General features: G+C 71.0%; 28 protein-coding genes, 1 tRNA gene and 1 other RNA gene. 21 read left to right on the top strand and 9 right to left on the bottom strand.

Annotated features, from left to right (window positions below):
* Positions 1 to 2 precede the first annotated feature (2 nt).
* The 5 genes from ssrA to M6B22_RS07320 all read left to right on the top strand — a co-directional run bounded on the left by ssrA (position 3) and on the right by M6B22_RS07320 (position 2,893).
* Positions 3 to 376, top strand: a transfer-messenger RNA (tmRNA) gene (ssrA, locus tag M6B22_RS07340).
* A 16-nt stretch (positions 377 to 392) separates the two neighbouring features.
* The gene (locus M6B22_RS07335; protein ID WP_269445111.1) at positions 393 to 815 is read left to right on the top strand and encodes a hypothetical protein; all 423 of its coding nucleotides are present in this window, start codon (positions 393 to 395) and stop codon (positions 813 to 815) included.
* The gene (locus tag M6B22_RS07330) at positions 812 to 1,180 is read left to right on the top strand and encodes a DUF5615 family PIN-like protein (RefSeq protein ID WP_269445110.1); all 369 of its coding nucleotides are present in this window, start codon (positions 812 to 814) and stop codon (positions 1,178 to 1,180) included. Before M6B22_RS07335 ends, M6B22_RS07330 begins: the two co-directional genes overlap by 4 nt.
* A gap of 389 nt (positions 1,181 to 1,569) precedes the next feature.
* Complete coding sequence (locus M6B22_RS07325) at positions 1,570 to 2,070, top strand: SigE family RNA polymerase sigma factor (protein WP_269445109.1); 501 nt, start codon at positions 1,570 to 1,572, stop codon at positions 2,068 to 2,070.
* Positions 2,063 to 2,893, top strand: a complete 831-nt coding sequence (locus M6B22_RS07320; protein WP_269445108.1) for a hypothetical protein — start codon at positions 2,063 to 2,065, stop codon at positions 2,891 to 2,893. Before M6B22_RS07325 ends, M6B22_RS07320 begins: the two co-directional genes overlap by 8 nt.
* Positions 2,894 to 3,165: 272 nt before the next feature.
* On the opposite strand, the gene M6B22_RS07315 is transcribed toward M6B22_RS07320, so the two are convergent.
* From M6B22_RS07315 to M6B22_RS07305, 3 genes are all read right to left on the bottom strand, one after another.
* Positions 3,166 to 4,392 (bottom strand): DUF6895 family protein, encoded by a 1,227-nt coding sequence (locus tag M6B22_RS07315; protein WP_269445107.1) that lies wholly within the window; start codon positions 4,390 to 4,392, stop codon positions 3,166 to 3,168.
* The gene (locus M6B22_RS07310) at positions 4,389 to 4,643 is read right to left on the bottom strand and encodes a hypothetical protein (RefSeq protein WP_269445106.1); all 255 of its coding nucleotides are present in this window, start codon (positions 4,641 to 4,643) and stop codon (positions 4,389 to 4,391) included. Before M6B22_RS07310 ends, M6B22_RS07315 begins: the two co-directional genes overlap by 4 nt.
* 113 nt (positions 4,644 to 4,756) lie before the next feature.
* Positions 4,757 to 5,725 carry a class I mannose-6-phosphate isomerase gene (locus tag M6B22_RS07305; RefSeq protein WP_269445105.1) on the bottom strand — a complete coding sequence of 323 codons (969 nt, stop codon included), beginning with the start codon at positions 5,723 to 5,725 and terminating at the stop codon, positions 4,757 to 4,759.
* 91 nt (positions 5,726 to 5,816) lie between these two features.
* Between M6B22_RS07305 and M6B22_RS07300 the strand changes: the two genes are divergently transcribed.
* Positions 5,817 to 6,020, top strand: coding sequence for a hypothetical protein (locus M6B22_RS07300; RefSeq protein WP_269445104.1), 204 nt, complete (start codon positions 5,817 to 5,819; stop codon positions 6,018 to 6,020).
* 41 nt (positions 6,021 to 6,061) lie between these two features.
* Here M6B22_RS07300 and M6B22_RS07295 read toward each other — a convergent pair whose 3' ends face one another.
* The 4 genes from M6B22_RS07295 to M6B22_RS07280 are packed head-to-tail and all read right to left on the bottom strand — an operon-like array spanning position 6,062 to position 9,278.
* On the bottom strand, positions 6,062 to 6,499 hold the full coding sequence (locus M6B22_RS07295; RefSeq protein WP_407935659.1) for a flavin reductase family protein: 438 nt from the start codon (positions 6,497 to 6,499) through the stop codon (positions 6,062 to 6,064).
* A gap of 50 nt (positions 6,500 to 6,549) precedes the next feature.
* Positions 6,550 to 6,795, bottom strand: coding sequence for a hypothetical protein (locus M6B22_RS07290; protein WP_269445102.1), 246 nt, complete (start codon positions 6,793 to 6,795; stop codon positions 6,550 to 6,552).
* Between the two features lie 36 nt (positions 6,796 to 6,831).
* Positions 6,832 to 7,293 carry an NUDIX domain-containing protein gene (locus tag M6B22_RS07285; RefSeq protein WP_269445101.1) on the bottom strand — a complete coding sequence of 154 codons (462 nt, stop codon included), beginning with the start codon at positions 7,291 to 7,293 and terminating at the stop codon, positions 6,832 to 6,834.
* Positions 7,290 to 9,278 (bottom strand): S9 family peptidase, encoded by a 1,989-nt coding sequence (locus M6B22_RS07280; protein ID WP_269445100.1) that lies wholly within the window; start codon positions 9,276 to 9,278, stop codon positions 7,290 to 7,292. Before M6B22_RS07280 ends, M6B22_RS07285 begins: the two co-directional genes overlap by 4 nt.
* A 317-nt stretch (positions 9,279 to 9,595) precedes the next feature.
* Between M6B22_RS07280 and M6B22_RS07275 the strand changes: the two genes are divergently transcribed.
* The 5 genes from M6B22_RS07275 (at position 9,596) to M6B22_RS07255 (ending at position 15,400) form a co-directional block, all read left to right on the top strand.
* Positions 9,596 to 11,065: a glycosyltransferase family 39 protein gene (locus tag M6B22_RS07275; protein WP_269445099.1), complete on the top strand. Its 1,470-nt coding sequence runs from the start codon at positions 9,596 to 9,598 to the stop codon at positions 11,063 to 11,065.
* A 308-nt stretch (positions 11,066 to 11,373) separates the two neighbouring features.
* The gene (locus tag M6B22_RS07270) at positions 11,374 to 12,177 is read left to right on the top strand and encodes a thymidylate synthase (protein WP_269445098.1); all 804 of its coding nucleotides are present in this window, start codon (positions 11,374 to 11,376) and stop codon (positions 12,175 to 12,177) included.
* Between the two features lie 238 nt (positions 12,178 to 12,415).
* Entirely contained in the window at positions 12,416 to 14,551 is a 2,136-nt protein-coding gene (locus M6B22_RS07265; protein ID WP_269445097.1) for a PKD domain-containing protein, read from the top strand.
* A 57-nt stretch (positions 14,552 to 14,608) separates the two neighbouring features.
* Positions 14,609 to 15,025, top strand: a complete 417-nt coding sequence (locus M6B22_RS07260; RefSeq protein WP_269445096.1) for a hypothetical protein — start codon at positions 14,609 to 14,611, stop codon at positions 15,023 to 15,025.
* A complete protein-coding gene (locus M6B22_RS07255) occupies positions 15,026 to 15,400 on the top strand; it encodes a DUF3817 domain-containing protein (RefSeq protein WP_269445095.1) in 375 nt (124 codons plus the stop codon).
* 36 nt (positions 15,401 to 15,436) lie between these two features.
* On the opposite strand, the gene M6B22_RS07250 is transcribed toward M6B22_RS07255, so the two are convergent.
* Positions 15,437 to 15,997: a sigma-70 family RNA polymerase sigma factor gene (locus tag M6B22_RS07250; RefSeq protein WP_407935658.1), complete on the bottom strand. Its 561-nt coding sequence runs from the start codon at positions 15,995 to 15,997 to the stop codon at positions 15,437 to 15,439.
* A 67-nt stretch (positions 15,998 to 16,064) separates the two neighbouring features.
* Between M6B22_RS07250 and M6B22_RS07245 the strand changes: the two genes are divergently transcribed.
* Genes M6B22_RS07245 through M6B22_RS07220 form a run of 6 tightly spaced genes read left to right on the top strand, consistent with a single transcriptional unit; the run spans position 16,065 to position 21,728 of the window.
* Positions 16,065 to 16,718 carry a hypothetical protein gene (locus tag M6B22_RS07245; RefSeq protein ID WP_269445093.1) on the top strand — a complete coding sequence of 218 codons (654 nt, stop codon included), beginning with the start codon at positions 16,065 to 16,067 and terminating at the stop codon, positions 16,716 to 16,718.
* Positions 16,715 to 18,487, top strand: coding sequence for a copper resistance CopC/CopD family protein (locus M6B22_RS07240; RefSeq protein WP_269445092.1), 1,773 nt, complete (start codon positions 16,715 to 16,717; stop codon positions 18,485 to 18,487). The genes M6B22_RS07245 and M6B22_RS07240 overlap by 4 nt, the downstream gene beginning before the upstream one ends.
* A gap of 12 nt (positions 18,488 to 18,499) precedes the next feature.
* Positions 18,500 to 19,189, top strand: coding sequence for a YcnI family copper-binding membrane protein (locus tag M6B22_RS07235; RefSeq protein ID WP_269445091.1), 690 nt, complete (start codon positions 18,500 to 18,502; stop codon positions 19,187 to 19,189).
* Positions 19,189 to 19,716, top strand: a complete 528-nt coding sequence (locus M6B22_RS07230) for a copper chaperone PCu(A)C (RefSeq protein WP_269445090.1) — start codon at positions 19,189 to 19,191, stop codon at positions 19,714 to 19,716. Before M6B22_RS07235 ends, M6B22_RS07230 begins: the two co-directional genes overlap by 1 nt.
* Positions 19,713 to 20,348: an SCO family protein gene (locus M6B22_RS07225; RefSeq protein ID WP_269445089.1), complete on the top strand. Its 636-nt coding sequence runs from the start codon at positions 19,713 to 19,715 to the stop codon at positions 20,346 to 20,348. Before M6B22_RS07230 ends, M6B22_RS07225 begins: the two co-directional genes overlap by 4 nt.
* 33 nt (positions 20,349 to 20,381) lie before the next feature.
* Positions 20,382 to 21,728, top strand: a complete 1,347-nt coding sequence (locus M6B22_RS07220) for a MauE/DoxX family redox-associated membrane protein (protein WP_269445088.1) — start codon at positions 20,382 to 20,384, stop codon at positions 21,726 to 21,728.
* A 65-nt stretch (positions 21,729 to 21,793) separates the two neighbouring features.
* On the opposite strand, the gene M6B22_RS07215 is transcribed toward M6B22_RS07220, so the two are convergent.
* Positions 21,794 to 22,069, bottom strand: coding sequence for an HU family DNA-binding protein (locus M6B22_RS07215; RefSeq protein WP_269445087.1), 276 nt, complete (start codon positions 22,067 to 22,069; stop codon positions 21,794 to 21,796).
* A gap of 405 nt (positions 22,070 to 22,474) precedes the next feature.
* Here M6B22_RS07215 and M6B22_RS07210 point away from each other — a divergent pair, with 405 nt between their 5' ends.
* The 4 genes from M6B22_RS07210 (at position 22,475) to M6B22_RS07195 (ending at position 24,768) form a co-directional block, all read left to right on the top strand.
* On the top strand, positions 22,475 to 23,713 hold the full coding sequence (locus M6B22_RS07210; protein WP_269445086.1) for a hypothetical protein: 1,239 nt from the start codon (positions 22,475 to 22,477) through the stop codon (positions 23,711 to 23,713).
* An 89-nt stretch (positions 23,714 to 23,802) separates the two neighbouring features.
* Positions 23,803 to 23,875 (top strand) — tRNA-Ala (locus tag M6B22_RS07205).
* A 196-nt stretch (positions 23,876 to 24,071) separates the two neighbouring features.
* Entirely contained in the window at positions 24,072 to 24,395 is a 324-nt protein-coding gene (locus M6B22_RS07200) for a hypothetical protein (RefSeq protein WP_269445085.1), read from the top strand.
* Between the two features lie 121 nt (positions 24,396 to 24,516).
* Complete coding sequence (locus M6B22_RS07195) at positions 24,517 to 24,768, top strand: helix-turn-helix domain-containing protein (RefSeq protein ID WP_269445084.1); 252 nt, start codon at positions 24,517 to 24,519, stop codon at positions 24,766 to 24,768.
* The last annotated feature ends 398 nt before the right edge of the window (positions 24,769 to 25,166 follow it).

Raw genomic sequence — 25,166 nt, 5'->3', positions numbered from 1 at the left:
CAGGGGGTGAACGGTTTCGACTCCGTTCGTCGAGACAGGAGAAGCGGGCCGAGGACCGCATTGCTGACCTCGTAAAAAAAGCGATGCACAAAAAATAAGCGCCGACAACAGTCGCGCCGACTTCGCTCTCGCTGCCTAAGCAGCCCGAGCAAGTCTGTCAGCCCGGGTCCGTCACCGGCCCGGTCGCTGGCATCAGCTAGGTGACTCACCGTCAGTCGCGGTCGCGGCGCCGGACGGGACAACAAACAGCGACTGGGCTCGTCGGACCGGCTTGTGTGCGTGACCGGTCGAGCCGAGGCTGACACAGCACACTGCGCCCGGAGAAGTCCTGTTGAAGCGACGGAGGACGCGGGTTCGATTCCCGCCACCTCCACTGCGCTACGATGTAGCGCATGACGAATCCGCTGTCGATCCGGTTCGACGCCGCACTGCTGGAGCGGTTGCGGCGTCGGGCCGGCTTGTTGGACTCGACACCTTCCGGCCTGGCCCAGCGGCTGGTCGACGAAGGCCTGCGCAGTCAGGAACATCCCGGGATCGTCTTCCGGGACGGACCGTCCGGTCGGCGGGCTGCCCTCGTCGCCGGGCCGGACGTCTGGGAAGTCATCGGCGCTGTGCGGGCATCCCGTGAGAAGGACGAGAAGCGCGCAATCGCCGCGGCAGCCGCTGAGATGACGTTGTCGCCGGCGCAGGTTCAGCTGGCGTTGGAGTACTACGGGTCGTTTCCGGCCGAGATCGACGCGCAGATCGCTGAGAACGAGCGGGCCGCGACGGAGGCGCTCGGGGGCTGGCGTGCTCGGCAGCGCTTGCTCGCGTGAGCGAGAAGCTACTTCTCGACGAGCACTACTCGGACGCGATCGCGGCCGAACTGCGTGCGGCCGGGCACGACGTCGTCGCGGTGGTGGCCGACCCGCAGTTGCGCGCGCAGCCTGACTCGGAGGTGTTTCGTCACGCCGTCGCATCCGGACGGCGCATCGTCACCGAGAACATCAAGGACTTCCGCCCGCTCTTGTTAGAGGCTTACGCCTCGGGTGATCAGGCGGCGGCGCCGCTGCTGCTGGTGCCGCCGAACCGGTTCCCGCGCGGAGCCGGGCGCCGTTCGGCCGCGATCGTCAAGGCGGTGTCCGACTGGCTCGACACCGCCGAGGCCGCAGATCGACCTGACGAGGACTGGCTGGTCTAGAGCCCGGTGGGCAACCCGATGATCGTCGCGCGCGTGTGTGATTGTGTTCCCGTCAGGACCACCGCGGGGTGTTCGCGAAGTTGGCGGCACCCTGTTCGCGAAATTCGGGGCCGGCAGTACCGCTGCCGGCCCCGATCGCGTCTCTGGCACCGACCGAGGTGTCGGCATAGCTCGTGTCCGGAGCGCTGACTGCGCTGAGATCGCGGCCAATCCAGACGAGCCGCCCGACGCGCAACCGGATATCCGGTTGTCTGTGCCCACTGGCCGGCGATGTTGCGCCTATCGCTGGTCTTCCTGTGCAGCGACAACCGGTGAGCGCGTGCACACGGCGATCACGATTTGATCACCCGCTCAACGCTGAGGGTGGTTGCTGCGTCTTTGGGGGTGTGATGAGGCTGACGGCGGACGATTTCGCTGCCTATGTGGCCGCGCACCAGACTGCGCTGCTGCGGTTTGCTGTCGTACTGTGCGGCGACCGGCATCTGGCCGAGGAACTCGTTTCCGACGTCCTGGTCAAGGCGTTCGAGCGGTGGACGGATGTCGCGACGGCCGATCACAGGCACGCGTACGTGCGGCGGATGCTGGTCAATCACTACATCTCATGGCAGCGCAAATGGGCCCGGCAGCGACCGTACGGCGATGAGATCGTGGACTGCGCGGTATCGGACCGCGCACACGAGCTAGCCGAGCGAGATGCCTTGCTCGCCGGACTGCGGAGATTGCCGCGCCAACAGCGCGCGGTGATCGTCCTGCACTTCTACGAGGGACTGTCCACAGACGAGACTGCCGAGACGCTCGGTTGCCGGCCGGGCACGGTCCGCAGTCACCTCTCGCGCGGCTTGGCCGCGCCCCGCATCGATTACACACAGCGGGAGGCGCCAGATGCCTGACCTGAGCGATCTGTGGGCCGCGTTCGCGCGACTCGAAGCTGAGATCCCCGACGACTATCGCAGTCCGGTCATCCAGGACCGGCTCGCCGGCCTGCGCGAGCCGGCATCCGCTCGCGGCCGGCGGGGGTGCACCCGGAATTCCCGGACCGTGACCGCGGCGCTGTCAGCAGCTGCGGCCGTGGCCGCACTCACCGTCATGGTGACGGTGATCGGCGACCACGCCGACGACCGGACGCCCATCGGCAACCACAATGCCACAGGGCAGGTGCCGTCTCTGCCGGCGTCCCCGCCGCCCTCCCCTGTGGGCACACCGCCCACGAGCGTGATCACTCACCCGGCCCCGAACGGCGCGATGCCGGCCACCGCGAGCGACCTGATCGACTACGTCCAGGGCGGCGCGCCGACGGCCGAAGTCGGCTATCAGCAAGGCTCCTCCCAAGCCGGGCAGCCGATGAGGCCCCGTCCGGGAATTGCCGAGTTCACGACGCCTAGCGGAAACATCGTCTGCGGGATGATGGGCGCTGCGAGCACGGTGAGCGTGACGTGTCTCGTCATCCAGCACACCTACCCCACGCCGCCCACGCCGAGCTCCTGCCACCTCAATTGGGTCGCGAGTTCGTTGAGCATCCTCAGCGGCGAGGTCAGTCGCGGGCTCTGCCTTGGTGGTGAGCCCTTCGACCCGATCAGCACCGTGCTGCCCTACGGCTCGACGCTGCGCCACGGATCGCTCGCCTGCCGCAGTGAATCGGCGTTCCTCAGCTGCGTCGATCTGGCGACGCGTCACGGATTCGCCGTCAACCGCGCGGAGGTCAGGACTTACTGAAGAAGTCGGCCTGTTCACGTCGATCGGTGAGCTCGCTCCGTTCTCGCTGCGAACCATGGCGCGCGACCTCGTCCACCTGCGTCGGCCGACCCCGGCTTCGGCCGATCCTCCAGACCAGCGACCCTCCACTGACGCACGGCTTCTTCCACGCGATCACCGTCGCGACTCGCGGGTGCGCCCAACGGACTGAGCAGTGGCCACACCGCGCGTCATGATCAAGGCAGGTTGACGCCGCCCGTCGACCACAACGCGGCCCTGACCATGAGGACGACTCAGGCGCCGACGACGATCGCGAGCCGGTTGAGCAGTTCGGCGCTCTGGCTCACCAAGGGTTCGGGCAGCAGCGCGCGCGTATTGCGCAGCGAGTGCAACATCGCAGCCACGTCGGTGCGTGCGAGCGCGCGGTGCAGGGCCATTCCCTCGGGGACCGCGGCCAGGTCGGCCCGCTCGTGCGCATCGAGCCGGTGCCAGACCCGCTGCCAGACGAGCGCGGTGTCGGCCGGGTCGACACCGCCGACCGGCGGCAGCACGCGGCCGGTCGACACAGGCGGCTCGGCGGGCGGCCAGTACCCGCACGAGTGCAGGGTCGCCACGAGCAGGCCGCCGACCAGCGTCGTGTGGTAGACGGTGCCGAGCACGCGGCGGCGTGTCTGCGCGGTGGACTCGACAGCGGTTGCGGCCGGCAGCCCGGGGCCGGGCACGAAGCCGTAGTAGCGCCAGGTGTCACACAGCACCCGCCAGCCGAACCACTGCACGGGCGACCAGGGCCGGCGCAGCAGCGCGGGAACCATCAGCAGTTCGCCGAGCAGGTCCAGGTCGTCCTCGTCCAGCGCCTTCAGTACCAGCGCGTCGGCGATGCCCGCCAGCCAGCGGGTGTCGGCCCAGCCGGGCAACGGGTGGCGTCCGAAATCGGTGGCGTACGGCAGCGCGTGGCTGAACGCATACGCGTCCTCGGTCGTGGCACCGACGAGGTCGACCCCTTGCGCGATCGGCGAGAGCGCGAGCGCGGGGTGGTCCAGTTCGCCGTCGCCGAGCAGCAGGTGCCGGATCCACGCGACGTCCAGCAGCCGGTACGGCACCCGCTCGCTCGCCCCGGCGGCGCTCGCGGCAAGTGCTGCCCGCGCGAGCTCGTCGAAGGCCGGGTCGATGCAGCCGAACTGCTGCAGGCAGGCGTGCGCAAGCAGGTGTGCCGCTGCCCGGGACGGGCGGCGCACGATCACGCCGCGGTGTTCCGGCGACCGTGCGAGTGAGGCGATGCGACCGGCCAGGTCGACGATGCGTTGCCGGTCGGCGTCACCGGTCAGTACCCGGTCGGCGAGCCGCAGCAGCATCGCGATCTCGCCGACCTCCTTGGTGAAGCCCTCCTGCTCCGCCCGGCCGGGTTCGATCACGTGCGTGACCAGCAGTTCGACGACGTCGAGGGCCGAATGGAGCAGTTCGAGCGCGTGGCCGGTGGCGGCGTCCGGTGGGGCGCCGCCACCGGACACGCAGACTGTCATCGCTGCTGGACCCGCTCGATCGCGAAACCGAGTCGCTCCACCTCGGCGGCGACGCTGACGACGTCGCCGAAGTGCGGCCCGATGTGCATGGTGAACCGATAGCAGATCTCGCCGGGCTCGAGGTCGACGCCGGCCTCCTTGAGCGCGCTCTGCACCTCGGCCGCCTTGCTGATCAGGACGTCCAGGTTGATCGCGCCGACCTTCTCCAGCGCCCTGAGTGTCTCCACCGAGCGGTCGCCGTAGTGGGACATTGCTGTCACCCCCTTGTCTGCGCGGGGCGTCCTCGGTCGGGTTGGCCGGATGTCGCGTCCCCGCGTCCGTCAAGAGGCCGCGCGGCCGGGGGGTGATACCGGGGCGCGCAGGTTCAGGCGGGCCGGCAGTTGACGGCGGACACGGCACCGCTCAGCCGGCATCCGCCGGCGGCGAACGGGATCACCAGCGTCGTCCCGGCCGACAGCGCCAACTCGCCCCACTCGCCGGTGAGCCGTCCGGATCCGTCGGTGACCACCAGCACCGCGAAGCCGGTCACGACCTGCCCGCCCGCCACGCGTTCGGCGGCGAAGAACTCCGCCGCCTCGGCGGGCAGCAGCGACGTCGCCGTGCCGCGCAGCGCGGCGAGGCGCTCGGTGGAGTAGGCGCGCCGGTCCACGCACTGCATGGCCAGCTCGAACGGCAGGCCGAGGGTCGCGTCCCGTGGACCGAGGTCGAACCCCTCCCACTCGAGCAGGACGGAGAAGTCGGTGGGCTCCTGCAGTTCGACGAGCAGCAGGTCCGGCCCGATCGCGTGCGGTGCGCCGGCCGGGCAGAGCAGCGAGTCCCCGGCCGCGACCGGGATCCGGTTCGTCGCCGCGAGCAACGCGCCGACGTCCTGCGCCTGCACCCAGCGCGCGAGTTCGCCCGCGCTCACGTCGCGGCGAAAGCCCAGGTGGACGAAGGCATCCGGTGCCGCATCGAGCACGATCCAGGCCTCGGTCTTGCCGTACGGGCTGGCCAGGTGCGACTGCGTGAACGGGCGCGCCGGGTGCACGTGGACGGGCAGCCGCTGGCCGGCGTCCAGCAGCTTGACCAGCAGCCCCGCGTCGGCGCGGGCAGGACCCAGCCAGTCGGCCGGTTCGGCAGCGATCGCGTCGGCCAGGAGCCGGCCGTCGGGCAGCACGGAAAGCCCGCTCGGCGCCTGGCCGAACCGGGGCGTCGCCGAGCCCACCCAGTCCTCCGGACGCGGCGGCAGGTCCACGCCGCGGAACCGGGCAAGCCGGCCGGACGCGCGGTAGAACGTCTCCGGCAGGTTCGGGCCGAGGACGACCGGTGGGTGCGGCCGATGCTGGGTCGTCATCTTCGCCCCTCTCTCGGGCAACGCTGCGTGTTACCGTGTTTGTACCGCGTGGGTTGGGGGATCCACGCCTTGCATGGGTTCGGGGGAAACCATGGTGAATGTCGATTTCGACGAGTATGTCGACCGCTGGAAGCGCTCCGCCCTGCGCCGGCGCGACGCGAAGCGCCCGGCTGAGAACCAGGCCCGGTTGGCGGCCGCGTGCGGCACGTCCGGCCTGCGCGTACTGGTACCGGCCGTCCGGCCCGCGAGCAGCACGTCCGGCTGGGCCGGGCCGATGCCGCGCAGCCGCGTCTGAGCGGACGGCTGCCGCGTCTGAGCGGACGGCTGCCGCGCGGTTCACGCGTCGTGGCCGGGATCGAGCCCTTGCACGTCGCGGAACATGATCACGCCGGTGAGATCGGAGCATTCGCCCGCGTCCGGCTCGATCAGGAACCCGGTGTGATCGCCGAGCGGGGCGCGGTGCACGATCGGCCCGCTGAACCAGGCTGCGGCCCCGTCCAGGATCGGGACGTCACCGGGGCCGCGATGCCAGCCGCAGCGGGCGAACTTGTCCTCGCGATCACCGGTGTGTTCGCCGAACAGCTCCGCAAGAGCCTCGTCCCGCCGCGACAGCAGGTGCACGGCGAGCCGATCGGCATCGCGCGCAACCCGGTAGGTGTGGTTCTTGTCCGAGAGCCCGACCAGGAAGCGCGCCGGCTCGATGCTCGCCTGCGTCGCGAAGCCGACCAGGCACCCGGCCCGCTCGTCGCCGGCCGCGGTGGTGACCACGAACATCGGGTAGTCCAGGCGCGCGGCGATCGTTGCGAACGCGTCCACGTGAAGCGTCAGGCCACCAGTGCGACGAGGTCGACGCCGGTGACCCGCCCCGGGTCGATCGAAATCTTCGCATCCGGATCGGGGGTGTGCGCGCTGGTGTAGATCAGCGGCGCGGTCAGGTCGATCGCGTGCTCGATCTGCTTGACGAGCGCCTGCCGCTCGGCCTCCGCGTCGTCGGGCGTGCAGTCACGCAACGCGATCCGCACGGGGGTCTCGTCCTCGCCGTAGTTGACCTGCAGCAGGTAGCCGTCCATGACGGCAGCCTGCCCGGACGGCCAGGGTGGCAAACGTCAACCGACCGCGGCGGCGAGACGATCCAGGAACGCGACCTGGCCGGCGACGAGCTTGCGGCGCGCGGTCGCGACGTCCAGCCAGGCGGCCCGGTCGATCTCGGGGAAGGCCTGCAGTCGTCCCGAACCGCGCGGCCACTCCAGCTCGAAGGTGCCCGGCTCGAACCCGGCCAGGTCGAGGTCGGCGGCGAGCGCCCACACCGCGACGATCTTGCCGCTGCTCTGCCGCAGCTCGCCGAGATCGACGAGCTCGCCCACCGGCACCGGCAGCCCGAGCTCCTCGACGAACTCGCGGTACGCGGCCTGCAGAGGCGGCTCGTCCGGCTCGCACTCGCCCTTGGGGATGGACCAGCCGCCGTCGTCGCGTCGCGCCCAGAACGGGCCGCCCATGTGCCCGAGCAGCACCTCGGTGCCGCCGGCGCGGTGCAGCAGCAGCCCGGCGCTTCGCCTGCCTGCCGTCACAGCAGCTCCGGCTGTTGCCACTTCTCGTCCAGGACGTACTTGCCGAGCCACGCCCACACCGTCTCGTACCAGACGCGGGCGTTGCCGGGCTTGAGGATCCAGTGCCCCTCGTCCGGGAAGTACAGGTAGGACGACTCGACACCCGCACGCTTCAGGTCGGTCCACAGCCGTAGCGCCTCGCCGACCGGGACTCGGTAGTCCTTGTCGCCGTGCACCACCAGCATCGGGGTGGTGATGGCATCGAGGAAATGGTGCGGCGACCACTGCGTGTACCGCTCGGGCTGCGTCGTCAGCGCGCCCCACTCGCGCACCCAGTAGCCGGGCACGTCGGTGGTGCCCTGGAACTGATCGAGCGCCCACAGGCTGGCGTGCGTGACGATGCAGCGGAACCGGTCCGTGTGCCCGGCCACCCAGTTCGCCATGTAGCCGCCGTACGAGCCGCCCATCGCGGCCGTGCGGGTCTGGTCGATGTCCGGCCGCGCGACGACCGCGTCGGTGATCGTCATCAGATCGGTGAACGGGTTGCCGCCCCACTGTCCCCAGCCGCGCTCGACCATCCGCGCGCCGTAGCCGGTGGAGAACGCCGGGTCGGGCAGCAGCACCGCGTAGCCGCGCGCGACCATCAGCCACGGGTTCCAGCGCCAGCTCCAGCTGTTCCACGAGCTGAGCGGGCCGCCGTGGATCCACAGCAGCAGCGGCGCCGGCGCGTCGGCCACCTCCGGCAGCGCCAGCCAGCCGCAGATCTCGGTGCCGTCCGCGGCCGTGGCGCTGACCCGCTCGATCCGGCCGGGCACCTCGGTCGTGCCCGGCGCGGGCAGCCACGCCGCTTCGCCGTCGGTGGCGGTCGCGTCCAGCCGGACCGGTGTGGCCGGGTGGTCGACGTGATCGCGCAGCGCGTACAGCGTCGTCCCGTCCGGCGCGACGAGCAGGTTGGTGTAATGCCCCTCGCGGGTCACCCGGGCGATCTCGCCGGTGGCGACGTCCAGGCGGAACACCGGGCGGTGTCCCTGCTCGTCGGCGAGGAAGAAGATCGTGCTGGCGTCGGCGGCGAACTGCGGCGAGCCGGGCCAGACGTCCGGGTCGCCCACCAGTTCGCGGCCCGCGCCGGTGCCGAGGTCGATGAGCCAGAGCGAGTACCGCGGCGGCTGGTCGTACGCGGTGAGCTGATCGCGCACACATACGACCCACCGTCCGTCGCGCGAGACCGCCGGCTCGCCGAAGTTGGCGCCGGGATCGTCGGCGAGCACGGTGCGCGTGCCGGTCGTGGTGTCGATGCGGACGAGTTGGGTGCGGGGCAGCCCCGGCTCGTCGAACACGTTCCAGCCGGTGATGACCGCGGCGCCGTCGGGGGTGATCGCGAACGACGTCTCGTCCAGCGCGCGCCCGGCCGCGGGGGTCAGCTCGCGCGGCTGCGGCTGCGGCTCGTCCTGGCCGACTGTCGCGAGGGCCTGCAGCCGCACCTCGTCCGGGCCGAGGTCGTGGTCCCAGAAGCGCACCAGCGAGCCGGTGTGCAAGATCGCGCCCACCTTGGCGTCCTTGCGTGCCTTGCGCCGCTTCTCGTCCGCCTCGGCGTCCTGGCTGCCGGGCAGCACCGGCGTCGCGAGAACGAGCGTGCCCGCGTCGCGCGCCACCCGGACGGTGGAGATGCCGCCCGGCCGGGTGAGGACCTTGCGGGCCTCGCCCGCGCCGGCGGGGAGTTGCCACAGCGCGGTCGGGTCGTCGTCCTCGGCCTCGCGCTGGCTGGTGAACAGCAACGTGCCGTCGGGCGCGAACACCGGGCCGGTCTCGCCCTTCGCCGAGTGGGTCAGCCGGCGGGCCGGGGTGGCGCCGCCCGGGTCGATCTCCCACAGCGAGCTGATCAGCTTGTTGCCCTCGGAGTTGAGCCGGGCAACGGTGGCGACGAGGCGGCTGCCGTCGTGGGACAGGGCCAGGTCGGTGACGCGGTCGAGGGACAGGTAGCCGTCGAAGTCGTCGAAACAGGTCATGCCCTGCACGGTATCGCCGGCGGGCTGTCCTCGCCCGGCCGCCGCGTGTGTTGCCGCTCCCCCCACCGGGTTACCGAATCTCGGGCCTGAATTTCGTCCCGGCGTGGGGGGAGCGGTGGCGATTTCGTCGGTCGGTGGGGGAAGTGGCGCAGGGCCGCCAGGGGCGCGGACGGCCGATGGCGCCGAGGTGGGAACGACCGATGGCGCCGAGGTGGGAACGACCGATGGCGCCGAGGTGGCAACGACCGATGGCCGCGGACGGCCCCACGCGGCGCGGCGGGGACAACGGGCTTGCCGGTTGCGGGAGGATTCGGTGCGTGCAGCGGGAGACGCCGCCGTTCGCGGCCCGGCCGGTGCTCGCCGCGGTCCTCGTCCAGGTGGTCCTGCTCAGCGCGGCGAGCCAGGGGTACGGGTACCACCGCGACGAGCTGTACTTCCGGATGTTGCACCCGAGCTGGGGCTATTTCGACGAGCCGCCGCTGACCCCGCTGCTCGCGCACGTGTTCCGCGCACTCGCCGACCAGCCGTGGGCGCTGCGGATCCCGGCCACTGTGGCCACTGCGGTGTCGGTGGTGGTGATCGCGCTGATCGCACGCGAACTCGGCGGCGAACGCGGCGCGCAGGCACTGGCTGCGTGGGGGTACGCGTTCGCGTCGGTGCCGCTCGTCATGGGACACACGCTGCTGACGTCCAGCATCGATCTGCCGGTGTGGCCGGCGATGCTGCTGTTCGTGATCCGGGCCCAGCTGCGCGGCCGGCCCCGCTGGTGGCTGGCCGCCGGCGTGGTGGCCGGGGTGAGTACCTACAACAAGCTGCTCGTGGCGGTTCTGGTCGCCGCGCTGGTGGCTGGCGTGTTGATCAGCGGGCCGCGCCGGGTGCTGTGGTCGCGGCACGTGCTTGCCGGCGGCCTGCTCGCGCTGCTGATCGCGGCGCCGAACATCGCCTACCAGGCCACGCACGACTGGCCGCAGCTGACGATGGGACGTGCGCTGGCCGACCACAACGCGGGCGATGTGCACGCGCAGATGTGGCCGTTCCTGCTGCTCATGCTCGGCCCCCCGCTGGTGCCGATCTGGGTCGCCGGCCTGGTGGCCCTGGCGCGGCGGCCGCAGTGGCGTCCGGTGCGGTTCCTCGTCCCGTCCTTCGGCGTGCTGCTCGTGCTGGTCTTCCTGATGGGCTCGCAGCTCTACTACCCGCTCGGGCTGCTCGCCGTGGTGTACGCCGCGGGCTGCGTGCCCGCGGCCGCGTGGATGCGCACGCGGGCGCGCCGCGGTTGGGTTGTCGCCGCGGTACTGGTGAACGCGCTCGTCAGCGTCGTGGTGGCGCTGCCGCTCATCCCGCTGACCGCACTGGGCTCGACACCGGTGCCCGACATCAACCAGGCCGCCCAGGACTCGGTCGGCTGGCCGGTGTACGTGCGGCAGATCGCCGGCGTGTATCGGACGCTGACCCCGGACGAGCGGGGCCAGGCGATCGCGTTCGCCAGCAACTACGGCGAGGCCGGCGCGGTCGACCGGTATGGCGGCGGGTACGGGCTGCCGGCCGTGTACAGCGGGCAGAACCAGTTGTACTTCCAGGGGCGTCCGCCGGATTCGGCGACGATCGCCGTGGTGGTCGGCGGCCAGCTGGACGACCTGCGCGGGTGGTTCGCCTCGTGCGCCGTGCACGCCCGGCTGGACAACGGCGTAGGCGTCGACAACGAGGAGCAGGGCGAACCGGTGGCCGTCTGCCGTGGCCCGGTCGGTGGCTGGGCCACGGTGTGGCCGCACACCAAACACGCCGATTGATGGGCCACTGCGGCATGAGGGGCTCTGTGGCTGCGGGCCTTGCGGCGCTTCCCCCACGCAGTTACCGAATTCCGGCGCCAGATTTCGTCACCCGGTGGGGGAACCGAGCGCGATCTCGTCATCCGGTGGGGGGAGCGGCGCGGTGACGGCGCGCGGGCAACCGGGGCGGCGCGCGGGCAACTGGGCCGGGCGCGATCTCGTCATCCGGTGGGGGGAGCGGCGCGGTGACGGAGCGATGGCAACCGGCGCGGTGACGGCGCGCGGCTAACCGGGACGGCGCGGACGGTGTCGGGCGTTAGGCTCCACTCATGGCAGGCGTCGACACCCAGTACGAGGACCTGCTGCGCCTGGTACTGGACACCGGCGCGCACAAGAGCGACCGCACCGGTACCGGCACGCGCAGCGTCTTCGGTCACCAGTTGCGCTACGACCTGGCCGCCGGCTTCCCGCTCATCACCACCAAGCGGGTGCACTTCCGTTCGGTCGCCTACGAGCTGCTCTGGTTCCTGCGCGGCGAGTCGAACGTGCGCTGGCTGCAGGATCACGGCGTCACGATCTGGGACGAATGGGCCGGCCCGGACGGCGAGCTGGGCCCCGTCTACGGCGTGCAGTGGCGCTCCTGGCCCACCCCGGACGGCCGGCGCATCGACCAGATCAGTGGCCTGCTCGACCAGCTGCGCAGCAACCCGGACTCGCGTCGCCTGATCGTGTCCGCGTGGAACGTCGGCGAGCTGGCGGACATGGCGCTGCCGCCGTGCCATGCGTTCTTCCAGTTCTACGTCGCCGACGGCCGGCTGTCCTGCCAGCTGTACCAGCGCAGCGCCGACCTGTTCCTCGGCGTCCCGTTCAACATCGCCAGCTACGCGCTGCTCACGCACCTGATCGCCGAGCAGGTCGGCCTGGACGTCGGCGAGTTCATCTGGACGGGCGGCGACTGCCACATCTACGACAACCACGTCGAACAGGTGGGCATCCAGCTGGCGCGCGCGCCGTTCCCGTTCCCGTCGCTGGCGCTGCGCCGCGCCGCGAGCCTGTTCGACTACGCCTACGAGGACTTCGACGTCGTCGGCTACCAGCACCACCCGGCGATCAAGGCGCCCGTCGCCGTCTGAGTCCGGCCGGTCCGACCCGGCATCCCGGTCCGCTTCGTCCCGTTTCGTGCCGCCGCCCGCGGCATCATCAATCTGCGCCAACCTCGGCCCAAAATCTTCCCCGGATGTATTTCCCGGCGTGATCCTGGCACCTGCATCACGCGAGCCGCCGATCAGGCGCGCACGACCGGGAGGGACGACAATGGCGAGGACGACGAATCCGGCCAGATCACGCACGAGCTGGGCACGATGGCTGGGGATGGTGACCGCAGTGCTCGCGGTCGTGCTGGGGTCGGCCGTGCCGGCCGCCGCGGCGACGGGCACCACGAAGCTGGGCACCGCCGCGACGCTGGCGGCGGGGCATCCGCTGACCGAACCAGCACCGCGGCCGCAGGCTGCGGCCACCGGCACGGTCCACTACGCGAGGATCGCCCCGTTGTGCGGGCAGCCCAAGCCGGGCGAGTCGGCCTGCTTCGGGCTCAAGCGGGTGCCGGTCCCGGCGAGCACGCCGCACGCGATCCGCTACGTGGTGCCGGACTCGGTGCAGACCGGCCCGAGCGGCGGTTTCACACCGGACGACCTGAGCACCGCGTACCAGGTGAACCCGTCGGCCGCGACCGGCCAGACGGTCGCGATCGTCGATGCCTTCGACGACCCGTACGCGCTCACCGAACTGAACGCGTTCGACCGCTATTACGGCTTCCCCGCCGAGACGTCCACCTCGTTCCGCAAGGTGAACCAGGCCGGTGCGCGGTCCCCCCTGCCCACGGCCGACAGCGGCTGGGCGGGAGAGATCGCGCTGGACATCGAGGCGGTACGCGGGATGTGTCGCAAGTGCAAGATCCTGCTGGTCGAGGCGAGCACACCGAACAACGCGAACCTGGCGACCGCGGTCAACTCCGCGGTGCGGCTCGGCGCGCGGATCGTCAGCAACTCCTACGGCGGGCCCGAGGCCGGCGGCAGCCCGTCGATCCAGGCCGCCTACCAGCACCCGGGCGTGGTGATCACCGCGTCGACCGGCGATCACGGTTGGTACAACTGGGACTTCGCGAACGATGTCCCGGGCGGTGGGTCCACCAGCCCGGACGCCGGCGCGTCCGATGACATGCCGAACACCCCGGCCGCGTACCCGAGTGTCGTCGCCGTCGCGGGCACCGGCCTGGAGCTCAATCCGGACGGCAGCCGCAACCAGGAGTGGGTCTGGAACGACAACGGCGCGGACGACCAGAACGGCATGTGCTGCGGGTTCTGGTTCGGCGGCCAGGGCGCATCAGGCGGCGGGTGCAGCCTGCGCTACAACGCGATGAGCTTCCAGGCCGCCGCGAGCGGATACGCCGCGACCGGCTGCAAGGGCAAGCGGATGACCGGTGACGTCGCGGCGCTGGCCGACCCGGCGACCGGCTTCGACTACTACAGCCAGTACGGCGGCGGCAACCACTGGGGGACGATCGGCGGGACGTCCCTGGCCTCGCCGCTGGTGGCCGCGATGTGGGCGCTGGCCGGTGGCTCCGGTGGCGTGGCGTACCCGGCACAGAACCTGTACGACAACTACCGGTTCCACCCGACGTCGACCTACGACGTGCAGACCGGCGGCAACGGCTGGTGCGCGGGTGACGACACGACGAGCTGCTCGACCGCGCTGCAGGACGAGACCGCACCGTCCACCGGGAACCCGAACAACCTGCAGAACGGTTCGACGCAGCACGACGCCGAGAACCCGCCGCAGGGCCAGGGGTGGGCCGGGCTGCTGGACTGCAGCTACCCGCACGACGGCAGCGAGCAGAGCGGGCAGCCGATCAGCGGCGAGTGCAACGCTCTCACCGGCTACGACGGCGCGTCCGGCGTGGGGACCCCGCGCGGCCTGCAGGTGTTCCGGTCGACCCAGCCGGCCGTCGCGGTCAGCCACCCGTCGGTCATGAAGCTGCGGGTGAACGAGGCGTTCGGCTCGCGGATCACCGAGCCGGCGCCCGGTGCGACCATCACCAGCCGGACCTGGACGTACGGTGACGGAACTGCCGCGACGACCTCGAACGTGCACGCCTTCCGGAACGCCGGGACGTTCACAGTGCGGCTGACGATCCGCGACAGCTACGGGCGTACCGCCTCGGGCAGCACCAGGATCACCGTCGGCCGCGCCCTGTCGGTGCAGTTCCACGGCCGCACCCGCGTACACCGCAACCACACCTACCGGTTCACGGCGTACGGCTCGCGCGACATCAACACCGGCGGGCGAATCGTGCGGGTCACCTGGAACTTCGGCGATCACCACCGGGCCACCGGCAGTGCGGTCAAGCACCGCTACAGCAGGACCGGCCGCTACACGATCACCGAGACGGCGTGGGACAACACGGGGGTGCACACCACGCGCCGGGTGCGGGTGCGCGTGGTGCGCTGACCGAGGACCTCCTGATTGCGGCCCGGGTGGCTGCGCGGTGTGACGTACCGTTGGGTCGTGCCGCGCAGCTACCGCTTCGTCCTCGCGCCCAAGTGGGTGTTCGGGCACCTGCTGGTGCTCGCGGGGGCGGTCACGATGGGCTTCCTCGGGCACTGGCAGCTGGACGTCTCGAACGCCAAGCACTTCTCGTTGCAGAACTTCGGTTACGCCCTGCAGTGGTGGGCGTTCGCGGTGTTCACGCTCGGCATGTGGCTGCGGATCCTGCGCGACGCGGCAAGCGGCAGGTACACCTCGTCCGGGTCACACCCGACCGAGCCGCTGCCACAGCTTGCCGAGCCGGTGGCCTACCGTCGGTACGTCATGCCGCAGAGCGCCGACGCCCCGCCCCCGGCGGGTGACGACACGCATGCGGCGTACAACGCGTACCTGGCCGGGCTGAATCGCACCGCCGGTTACGCCGACGAGGAGAGCTGAGTGGGCACACCGACTGTCACCCGGTCGCGGATCGGCGGCGCGCTGCTGCGCTTCCGGATCATGGCGTTCACCACCGGCGTCGTGCTGCTGGCGGGCACGATCGCCTTGATTCTCAAGGACGTCGCGCACGTCAAGCACATGGAGCCGGGTACCGGTCTGCTGTGGGTCGCGCACGGCTACCTGTACCTGGTGTACGTGGCGACCGTGCTCAACCTGGGGCTCAAGGTGCGCTGGCCGCTGACCCGCATCGTGCTGGTGATGCTCGCCGGCACCATCCCGACGATGTCCTTCGTCGCCGAGCACTTCGTCACCCGCGAGATCCGGGCGAAGCTGACCGCGGCCGAGCCCGCTCAGCTGACCCAGTCGGCCGGCTGATCGGTGCGGGCGGCCGCCGGTCGCCCGCAGGCCCCGTCAGTTGCTGGCTGAGCGCTGCCGCCGCCCGCCGAACGCGTCGACCAGGTCGGCGCGCGCCCGCGCAACCCGCGAGCGAACCGTCCCGACCGGGCAGCCGCACACGTCGGCCGCCTCCGCGTAGGACAGCCCGACCAGTTGGGTGAGCACGAACGCCTCGCGGCGATCGTGATCGAGCCGGTCCAGCATCGCCCGCAGCGCAACGGATTCGGCCGGATCGTTGCTCGCGCGGCCGGTGTCCGCCGGGTCGGCCCGGGTTGCCGCGTCGGCTGCCGCGGCGCGCTCGCGCACCGCGGCCCGCACCGCGTCGGCACACACCCGCCGGGCGATCGCGAGCAGCCAGGTGCGGGCCGACGAGCGGCCGACGAACCGGTGCAGCGATGCGAAGGCGCGCGCGTACGTCTCCTGGGTCAGGTCGTCGGCGCTTGCCGGCGAACCGAGGTTGCGGCACAGCCGCCACACGTCGGCCTGGGTGAGCCGGACGAAGGCGGTCGCGGCGGCGGCCTCGCCACGGCGTGCGCGCAGCGCGGCCGTGGTGGCCTCATCCGGCTGCTCGTCCATCGCCGTCCTCTGCGTGACCCGCGTCACCGCGGGAACTTTCCGGCCAGTCTGGCCGACTAATGCTTGCGTGAGGTGTGACCGGTTCCGCGAGGCGGCGTCCGCTCGCCTGGACGGCGAGCCGATCGGCATGTCCGTCTCGGTGCTCGACCACCATCTCGCCACCTGTCTCGATTGTGCCCGATGGGTCGAGGACGCCACCCGGCTGACCCGTCAACTGCGGTTGGGCACTGCCGACGCGCCTGACCTCGCCGAGACGCTCACGCGCGACATCGCACTTCCTGCCCGCCGAGTGCTTCGTCGCCGCCTGGTCCTGCGGATTGCCCTGTTCGCCGTCGGGATCGTGCAGTTGGCGATCGCGGTGCCGGCGCTCACCGGCGACAGCCTGGGCATGGCGATGTCGATGCACGCGGCACACGAGGGCGCCGCGTGGAACATGGCGATCGCGGTCGCGTTCCTGGCCAGTGCCGTGGCGCCGCGGCGGGCGGCGGGGCTGATCCCGCTGCTGGTCACCTTCATCGTGGTGCTCGGCGTGCTGAGCGTGCACGACATCGCGGCCGGCGCCGTGTCGATCGGGCGGATCAGCACGCACCTGGCCGCGCTGACCGGGCTGCTGCTGCTGATCGCGCTGGACCGGGCGCACCGGGCACTGCCGCCGGGCCGGTTCGCCGCATCCGGCGCCGACGACGAGCGTGGCCGCCCCAACCTCCGTGGCGTCGCATGAACACCACCCCACGAAACTGCTCCGCAAGAAGCGCTCCGCACTTTCGCGGGGACCCCGGCAAGAACAGCTCGCGCATAGCGAAGGCGGGGCTGTTCCTGCTCCTGCTGTTCGGTGGGGCGCTCGCTTTCGCCGGCACGGCGCAGGCGCACGCGTCGGTCGTCGAGTCGTCCCCGTCCGACGGCACGCGGCTCAAGGCCGCGCCGGCGGAGGTGAGCATCACCTTCGACGAGCCGGTGACGCTGGGCAGCCTGGGCTACCTGCGCGTCACCGACCAGACCGGCCGCCGCGTGGACACCGGCGCCGCGTTCCACCCCGGCAACGACGGCAGCAAGATCGCCAACAAGCTCAAGCCCGGACTCGGCGACGGCACCTACACCGAGAGCTTCCGGATCATCTCGGCCGACTCGCACCCGGTCGCCGGCGTGGTGCGCTTCGTCGTCGGCAACGGGGTGCTGACGGCGACGAGCGTGTCGAGCGGGACGACCAACGGCGTCACCAGCGCGGTGTTCGACGTGGTGCGCTGGGTGTCCTACGGCGGCTTCGCGCTGCTCGGCGGGGTGTGGCTGCTGCTGACGGTCTGGCCGCAGGGGCGGGACGACCGGCGCGCCGTCCGCATCGTGTGGACCGGCTGGGCGATGGCCACGGCCGGCGCAGTGGCCGAGCTGCTGCTGCAGGGTCCGTACGCCGCCGGCACCGGGCTGTCCAAGGTCGCCGACTGGAGCCTGCTGGACGGCACGCTGCACACCGACTACGGCCAGTTCCACTGCGGCCGGCTGCTGATCCTGGGCGCGCTCGGGGTACTGCTCGGGTCTGCGCTGCAACCGGTGCGCCGCCGAGCCTGGTTCGAGGACGCCGCCTGGCCGCTGCTGATCGGCGTCGCGATCACGTACTCGGCCACCGGGCACGCCGAGACCACCAATCCGCGCTGGCTGTCGCTCACCGCCGACGTGCTGCACCTGTGCGCGATGTCCGCGTGGGTCGGCGGGCTGGTACTGGTGGTGGGCGCATTGCTGCCGCGCCGAGAACCGGACGAACTGCGGACCGCGCTGCCGGTGTTCTCGCGGGTTGCGTTCACCGCGGTGGTGACGCTGGCTGTCACCGGCACCTACGCGGCCTGGCGCGGCATCGGCTCGCTGCGCGCGATCCTGGGTACCGACTACGGACGGCTGGTCAGTCTGAAGGTGCTGCTGTTCCTCGGCCTGATCGCGGTGGCGGACCTGTCCCGCCGCACCGTCCAGCGCCGGCTGGTACGGATGCCGCTGGCCTACGCGAACACGGACGCGGCGGGCACCGAGGTAGCAGCCGCCGAGGACAGCGCCCTGGATCCGGTCGAGCACGAGCGGATGCGGCGCGGCGTGCTGGTCGAGGTGGTGCTCGCCGCCCTGGTGCTGGCCGCCACCGCCGTCCTGGTCGACCAGCCACGCGGACGTGAGGCACTCGCCGCCCAGGACCGCGCGGCCGTGTCCGGGTCCGCGCCGCTCGGCGACGGACGGTCGGTCACCGTCACCGTCGAACCCGGCGTGCACGGGCCGGTGACCGCGGCGGTCGCGCTCAGCCCCGGCACCAAGGCCACCGGGGTGACCGCCACCGCGCTGCAGCCGGCCAAGAAGATCGGCCCGATCCCGATCAAGCTCACCGCCAACGGCACCGACCTGTACGGCTCGGACAGCGTCAACCTGCCCGCCGCCGGCACCTGGGTGTTCAGCCTCGTCGTCTCCACCGGCACGTTCGACGCCATCACCGTCGACGTCAAGATCCGCCTCAACTAGAAGGGCATCACCTTGCGAAAGCGCCTCCTGTTCGTCCTCGCCGTCACGTTTGCCGCCGTGATCGGCTTCGCCGGGGCGGCCTCGGCGCACGTCACGGTGAACGCCCCCGGCGCGACGCAGGGCGGGTACTCGGTGCTCACGTTCCGCGTGCCGACCGAGAGCGCGACGGCGAGCACCACCAAGGTGCAGGTGCGGTTCCCGACGGACACCCCGATCGCGTCGGTGCTCGTGCAACCGCACCCGGGCTGGACGTTCAAGACCATCACCGCCAAGCTCGACAAGCCGGTCACCACCGACGACGGCGACTCGATCACCGAGGCGGTCGCCGAGATCGACTGGACCGCCGACAGCGCGGCCGATGCGATCAAGCCGGGGGAGTTCGACCAGTTCCTGGTGAGCGCCGGCCCGCTGCCGAGGACCGACACCCTGGCGTTCGCGACGATCCAGACCTACAGCGACGGAAGCGTCGTCAACTGGAACCAGACCGCCGCGCCGGGCAGCAGCGCCGAACCGGATCACCCGAAGCCGACGCTCACGCTCGCCAAGGCGGGACAGTCCGCGGCGCCGCAGGCGGCGGCGTCCAGCAGCAGCGACGGCGGTAGTGACACCGGAGCCATCGTGCTCGCGGTGATCGCGCTCGTCGTTGCTGCGGGCGCGCTCGGGTTCGCGTTCGTCTCGCGTGCGAAGGCGGTCAAAGGCTGATGCGTGTCCCGCTGCCCACCGTCGTTGCCGGGCTCGCCGTCGCCGCCCTCGGCGCCGCGGGCCTGATCCGCGGTGCCGTGCCGCTCGGCCTCCCAGGCGGCAACGAGGGCACCAGCAACTCGGCGCCGATCGTGGTCAGCGGAGCCTGGGTGCGCGAGCCTGCGCCGCCGACGGACAGCGCGGCCGCGTACTTCACCGTCTACAACACCAGCGGTGCCGACGATCGGTTGCTGTCGGTGGTCTCCGGCGCCGGGCGGACGTCCGTGCTGCACACGATCGTGGACGGGGCGATGACCGCGGTCGCGAACGGCGTGGTGATCCCGGCACACGGCAAGCTGGTCCTGTCGGTCGCGAAGGGGCATGTGATGATCGAGCAACTGTTCGGCAAGCTCGAACCCGGCCAGAGCGTGAACCTGGCGCTGACCTTCGAGCGCGCCGGCACGATCGACGTGTCCGCGCCGGTGGTCGCGCTCGGTGCGCCGGCCCCGACCGGATCGAACGCACCGTCCCCAGGAGGCAGCAGGTGAAGCGCGTTCTCGCCCTCCTGACCGCCGCGCTGCTTGCGCTGGCCGCGTGCTCGAGTTCCGGCGGCCGCGACCCGAAGCCGTCGAGCCTGAACGACCACACGGCGTCCGGGCTGTACCAGGGCTTCGGGCTGGACACGCCGCGGCCCCGGCCGTCGTTCACCCTCACCGACACCCACGGCAAGCCGTTCGCGTTCGGCACGCAGACCGCAGGTCACCCGACGCTGCTGTTCTTCGGCTACACCAACTGCCCCGACGTGTGCCCGACGACGATGGCCGACATCCACAACGCGCTGCTCAAGGTCCCGGCGGCGGTGCAGAAGCAGACGTACGTGGTGTTCGTGTCCACCGACGTCAAGCGCGACACCGGGCCGGTGCTCACCCAGTGGCTGCACAACTTCGACGGCGGGGTCGCCGCAACGTTCGTCGGGCTGCGTGGCACGCAGGCGCAGATCGACGCGGCGCAGGCGGCGGCGCACATCCTGGTGGCCGAGGACGACGGGCAGACGCACTCGACGCAGGTGCTGCTGTACGGGCCGGACGACTACGCGCGGGTGTCCTACGTGTACTCCGGCGGCGACGGGAACGAGGCTGCGCAGATGGCCCACGACCTGCCGATCGTGGCCAAGTCGTAGGCCATGGGGACGACTACGGCAGAATCACGGCTCGTGAACTGGATCACCGTCCGAGGTTGGCTCGGAACCGTAGCCCGGCTCGTCCTCGGCGTGGTGTGGATCTGGGCCAGCTGGTCCAAGCTGCACTCGCCACGGACCTTCGTCCAGGCGGTGCGCGCGTACGACGCGACGCCGGAGTGGCTGTCCAAGGCGATCGGCTACGGGCTGCCGGTGCTGGAGTTCTGCTTGGGCGTGCTGCTGATCATCGGCATCGCGGTGCGGTTGTCGGCCGCGGTGTCCGCGCTGCTGTTCGTGGTGTTCCTCGTCGGGCTCATCCAGGCCGCCGCGCGTGATCTGCAGCTGAGCTGTGGCTGCTTCGGCGGCGGCGGGTCGACGCAGAACACCACGTACACGCTGGACATCCTGCGCGACATCGGGCTGCTGATCCTTGCGGTGTTCCTCGTGATCTGGTCGATGACCCGGCTCTCGCTCGAGGAGTACCTGACCCGGCACGACTACGTGGAACCGCCGTCGCCGAAGCGGATGCGTTCACAGGGCGGCGCGCGCAAGTACAACGCGATACTCGAGGCGCGACGCAAGCAGGCGCGCGAGCGGGCGCTGTACGTGAATTCGTCGCTGGCGATCGTGGTGATCCTGGTATCGGTGATCGGCATCGGCGTGCAGGCCGGCCGGGCGAAGATCGCGGGCGACCTGACCGCGACGAACGCGTCGGTCACCAACGGCGTCGTGTACGGCAAGAAGGCCGCGGCCACCGTGGATATCTACGAGGACTTCCAGTGCCCGGTGTGCCAGCAGTTCGAGCAGGACGTGCACGCGAAGCTGGACGCGGACGTGAAGGCGAACCTGGCGCAGGTGCGGTTCCACCCGATCGCGATCCTGGACGGCGCCTCGAACGGGAACCGGTACTCCTCGCGCGCGGCCAACGCCGCGCTGTGCGCCTCGGACGTCAGCGTCGACTTCTTCGTCGCGTACCACAACTACCTTTACGGCAAGGACAAACAGGGCAAGCTCGTGCAGCCCGAGGAGAACTCCAACGGTCGCACGAACGGCAACCTGATCACCTACGCCACCGCGGCCGGGATCCCCACGGATGCGTCGACGACGTTCGGCTCGTGCGTGACCGGCGAGGAGCACAAGGCGCTGGTGGCCGCGATGACCGACAAGGCCAGCCAGAAGGGCGTCAACTCGACGCCGACGGTGTACGTCAACGGCAAGAAGCTGGCCGACCACTCGCTGGCCACCCTGCAGGCCGCGATCGCCGCCGCCGACGCGAAGGGCCCGGCGCCGTCGCCGTCGCCGACCACGTCCCCGTCAGGGACCGGCAGCGCGACTGCGTCCGGTACCGCCTCGACATCGCCGAGCGGGACCGCCACTCCCTGACGTTCTCGACGCACGAAGGGCCGGCCTCGCTCGCGCGGGGCCGGCCCTTCGTCCGTGCTGACGTGCTACTTGTTGGCGGCGTCCTTCAGGGCGCTGCCTGCGGTGAACTTGACGGTGTTGGCGGCGGCGATCTGGATCGTCTCGCCGGTGGCCGGGTTGCGGCCCTCGCGGGCGGCACGCTTGCCGACCGACATGGCGAAGAAGCCAGGCACGCTGACCTTCTCGCCCTTGGCGGCCGCGCCCTCGAGCGTCGACTGCAGGCCACGCAGGACAGCGTCGACCGTCTTCTGCTCCAGGTCCGCGGCGTCGGCGACGGCTGCCACCAGTTCCTTGCGGTTCACGGGAATCTCCCTTGATCGTCGGTGTGTTGCTGGCTCCAGTATGGGTGACGCGGCTGGAGGTCCCGTCTTTAGGGGGGTCTACGGCTTCGGCGTGTCGCAATCGCGCGGCCCCCGCTGCCCTGTGGATAACCGCCGGGCGCAGCGCCGACCCGTTGCTAGCGTGCCGCTATGCGTGGTTTATCCGGGATGGTGGCGGCCCTGATCGCTGCGTGCGTCTGCGCGGGATGCACGGGCGGCGGTGGCCGCCGGTGGCCGGTGGCCACCGCCTCGCGATCCGGCTCCGCGCCGTCCGGGACTTCCCGCGCGCCGGCTCCGCCCGCAGCCACGTCTCCCGCTACCACGTCGCCCGCGCCGGCAGCGCCGGTGCGGGTCTGGGCCTCGCGCGGCGTGCGGCCGGTGTCGCCGGTGAGCGTGATCGGTACGACTGCCCTCGTGTACGGCGACACCGGTGCACACCTGTACCTGTACGGCCTGGATGCACGGACCGGCCGGATGCTGTGGCGCCGCAGCGCGTCCACGTCCGGGACCACTCCGGGCGTTGCGCTGCAGGTGTCCGAGGTGCACGGGCAGGTGGCGTTCTTCGGGTCGATGGCGCCGCATACCTTCCGGGCGCGGTTGCTGCTGGTGGACGCCGCCACCGGTCGGATCCGTGCCCGGTCGGTGCCGATGACCTGGCTGGACACTCCTGCTGCGTGTTCGGAGGCGGACCCGGTGCCGTGCGCCGCCGCGTCCGTGCCCTCCGGACCGCCCCGGCGCTACCGGCTCGATCCGCGCTCGGGCCGGCTTCGGGCCGTGGCGCAGGGCTCTCGCGGGCTGGGGGACGGGCTGGTCGACCCGCTGAGCCGGAACCCGGAGTCCATCGAGCACTGGGCCCACGGCAAGTACGTGTGGGGCCAGGACGTCGTGAACCTGTTCGACCCCGGCTACACCACCGACAACGGATGGGACTTCGAGAAGTACGGCGACATGTATGTGGGGACGCTGCAGCGCATTCCCCCGGGAACGGTGACCAGGCGGGCCTGGACGATCCACGCCGGGCGCGACGTGCTCACCGCCGGTTTCGACATCGGGGACGGCCGGCTCTGGTGGCAGCAGCATGGCACGTCCATCGGGTGCGGTTCGTCGCTGTGGCTGGGCGCAGATCCGCCGACCCCGGTGTGGTGCCGGTACACCGGGACGATCACCTATCACGCCGGCACGGCAGGCCGGGCGCCGACGGTCACCACGTCGGGCTTCTCGGTTCGGGTGCAGGGCTTCGATCCGGAAGGCGGCCGGGTGCTCTGGTCACGCTCGTTCGGCGCCGCCACCACGTTGGCGCCGGGGGCAGGCGCGGGCGGCGTGGCCGTCTCGGACCGTGCGGTGCTGCTGCGCGTGCCCGCCGGCCCGGTCGTGCTCGACGTGGTCACCGGCGCGGTCCGGTCGCCGCGTGCCGGCGAGAGCTTCTGGTGCCGGCAACGGCGCGAGTTCGCCGAGACGCCGCGCTCTACTCCGGCACATGTCGGCGAGGTGATCGCCAGCTGCGACCTGCAGGGGCGGCCGGCGGCAGATGTTCCACCGGTCGTGCCGCTCGCGGTGTCGACGCAGGCGCCGGGCGGCCTGCGCCTGGTCGCGACGGCCGGTGCCGTGATCGCCTACCGCGGTTGAGGCAGGCGTCGGGTCGCGTGTGCGGGTTGCTGCCGCGCGCCGTGTAGCATTGCCCTTCGGTTCGGGCGGTGGCCGCGCGAACCAGGTTTGGGGCTGTGGCGCAGCTGGTAGCGCACCACACTGGCAGTGTGGGGGTCAGGGGTTCGAGTCCCCTCAGCTCCACTCATCAATCCCAGCAATCTCGGGCATCATCGCCGGTCGAGGAAGGCTCCAATCGGGCGTGTGACCCTCATTCGACCCCGGCAAGGGGCGTCACGTGGCGACATTTGACCCCCCGGCACGTCACCTCCTGCGGGCTTATGAAGGGTCTGACCCTCGGCGGGTCGTTCAAGTGGCGCTGCAGTGCCACTATGGCCACATGAGCCGTCCTGCGATCACGGACTTCGGCGGGATCGTGGACGCCGCACGACGCGACGGCTCGGTCCACTTTCCGGTCGAGTCGGTGCCGGGTGACTTCGTCGCGTGGCGACGTAGGGTGCGCCAGCGAGCGCGCGCAGACGCCCTTTCGATCAGCGTCATTCGCGCCGGCGGGCTTGTCGTCGTCGAGAACCGGGAGTGGGAGTCGAGCGACGCGGAGGACTCGGCGGTTGCCGACGTCATAGCGGGCGTGGTGACGGGAGACCGTGTGACTTACGACGAGGCTCTGTATCGCCGGCGCCGCGAGCGCTTGCGTCTGACCTGACCGGTCATCCACGGCATCAGATCTCAGAAACCTTCCATACCGTGTCGCGTTTGGGGGGTGCCACACCGCTTGTCCGGGGTAGATGGGCCTGTCCAAGGCGCCGACTCTGGAGGTGACTGGCATGACCACGATCGATCACGACGAGGCGCCGATCGCTGTAGATCTGTTGACTGCCGCTCGGATGCTCGGCATCGGCCGAACAATGGCCTACCGGCTGGTTCGCGAGGGGCAGTGGCCGACGCCGCTGCTCCGGATCGGCAAGTTGATCAGGGTGCCGATGGACCCGCTCCGCGAGCTGCTCCGCCAGGGGAGTGAGGCAACGAGTTCGAGCGTTGCCCGGACGGCGACTGGCTCAGCGCGTCTGCATCGCTAGCGCAGGAGCTCGGCGAATGGCGGTTCGCGCGGCTGTCGCCCGAACGCGAGCGATCACGCCGCGACGCATCCGCATAGCAAAGACAGCCGATGTTGCGGACCTGTTCGATCAACGAACGCGTGGACCTCTTCGTAGTTGACGCCTGGCCTCAGGCCAAGGCTCCTTGTCGTTGTACTTGGCTTCGAGCTTCCGACAGTGCGCCTCGAGCGCATCCTCTGTGAACTGTGCAAGGGAATAGTCGGGATCGCGGCTCGCGATCATCCCTCGCACAGTCGCTCGCGCACGCGCTTGCACCGCTGCGGAAACCTGGGTGCTAAATCGCTCTCGGGGCGTCGTCACACTGTCACCTCTCGCCTAGCGGCTCGCCAATGGCGGCATCGGCGCCTTCATTATCTACA

Origin of the sequence: Jatrophihabitans cynanchi, from assembly GCF_027247405.1 — a bacterium.
GTDB lineage: Bacteria > Actinomycetota > Actinomycetes > Mycobacteriales > Jatrophihabitantaceae > Jatrophihabitans_B > Jatrophihabitans_B cynanchi.
This window is presented reverse-complemented; position numbering and strand designations above follow the sequence as displayed.

Bases quoted from the DNA above. Each gene is read 5' to 3' on its own strand.
- M6B22_RS07335 (WP_269445111.1), top strand. From the start codon at position 393: ATGACGAATCCGCTGTCGATCCGGTTCGACGCCGCACTGCTGGAGCGG.
- M6B22_RS07325 (WP_269445109.1), top strand. From the start codon at position 1,570: ATGAGGCTGACGGCGGACGATTTCGCTGCCTATGTGGCCGCGCACCAG.
- M6B22_RS07320 (WP_269445108.1), top strand. From the start codon at position 2,063: ATGCCTGACCTGAGCGATCTGTGGGCCGCGTTCGCGCGACTCGAAGCT.
- M6B22_RS07315 (WP_269445107.1), bottom strand. From the start codon at position 4,392: ATGACAGTCTGCGTGTCCGGTGGCGGCGCCCCACCGGACGCCGCCACC.
- M6B22_RS07310 (WP_269445106.1), bottom strand. From the start codon at position 4,643: ATGTCCCACTACGGCGACCGCTCGGTGGAGACACTCAGGGCGCTGGAG.
- M6B22_RS07305 (WP_269445105.1), bottom strand. From the start codon at position 5,725: ATGACGACCCAGCATCGGCCGCACCCACCGGTCGTCCTCGGCCCGAAC.
- M6B22_RS07300 (WP_269445104.1), top strand. From the start codon at position 5,817: ATGGTGAATGTCGATTTCGACGAGTATGTCGACCGCTGGAAGCGCTCC.
- M6B22_RS07295 (WP_407935659.1), bottom strand. From the start codon at position 6,499: ATGTTCGTGGTCACCACCGCGGCCGGCGACGAGCGGGCCGGGTGCCTG.
- M6B22_RS07290 (WP_269445102.1), bottom strand. From the start codon at position 6,795: ATGGACGGCTACCTGCTGCAGGTCAACTACGGCGAGGACGAGACCCCC.
- M6B22_RS07280 (WP_269445100.1), bottom strand. From the start codon at position 9,278: ATGACCTGTTTCGACGACTTCGACGGCTACCTGTCCCTCGACCGCGTC.
- M6B22_RS07270 (WP_269445098.1), top strand. From the start codon at position 11,374: ATGGCAGGCGTCGACACCCAGTACGAGGACCTGCTGCGCCTGGTACTG.
- M6B22_RS07265 (WP_269445097.1), top strand. From the start codon at position 12,416: ATGGTGACCGCAGTGCTCGCGGTCGTGCTGGGGTCGGCCGTGCCGGCC.
- M6B22_RS07250 (WP_407935658.1), bottom strand. From the start codon at position 15,997: ATGGACGAGCAGCCGGATGAGGCCACCACGGCCGCGCTGCGCGCACGC.
- M6B22_RS07240 (WP_269445092.1), top strand. From the start codon at position 16,715: ATGAACACCACCCCACGAAACTGCTCCGCAAGAAGCGCTCCGCACTTT.
- M6B22_RS07230 (WP_269445090.1), top strand. From the start codon at position 19,189: ATGCGTGTCCCGCTGCCCACCGTCGTTGCCGGGCTCGCCGTCGCCGCC.
- M6B22_RS07200 (WP_269445085.1), top strand. From the start codon at position 24,072: ATGAGCCGTCCTGCGATCACGGACTTCGGCGGGATCGTGGACGCCGCA.
- M6B22_RS07195 (WP_269445084.1), top strand. From the start codon at position 24,517: ATGACCACGATCGATCACGACGAGGCGCCGATCGCTGTAGATCTGTTG.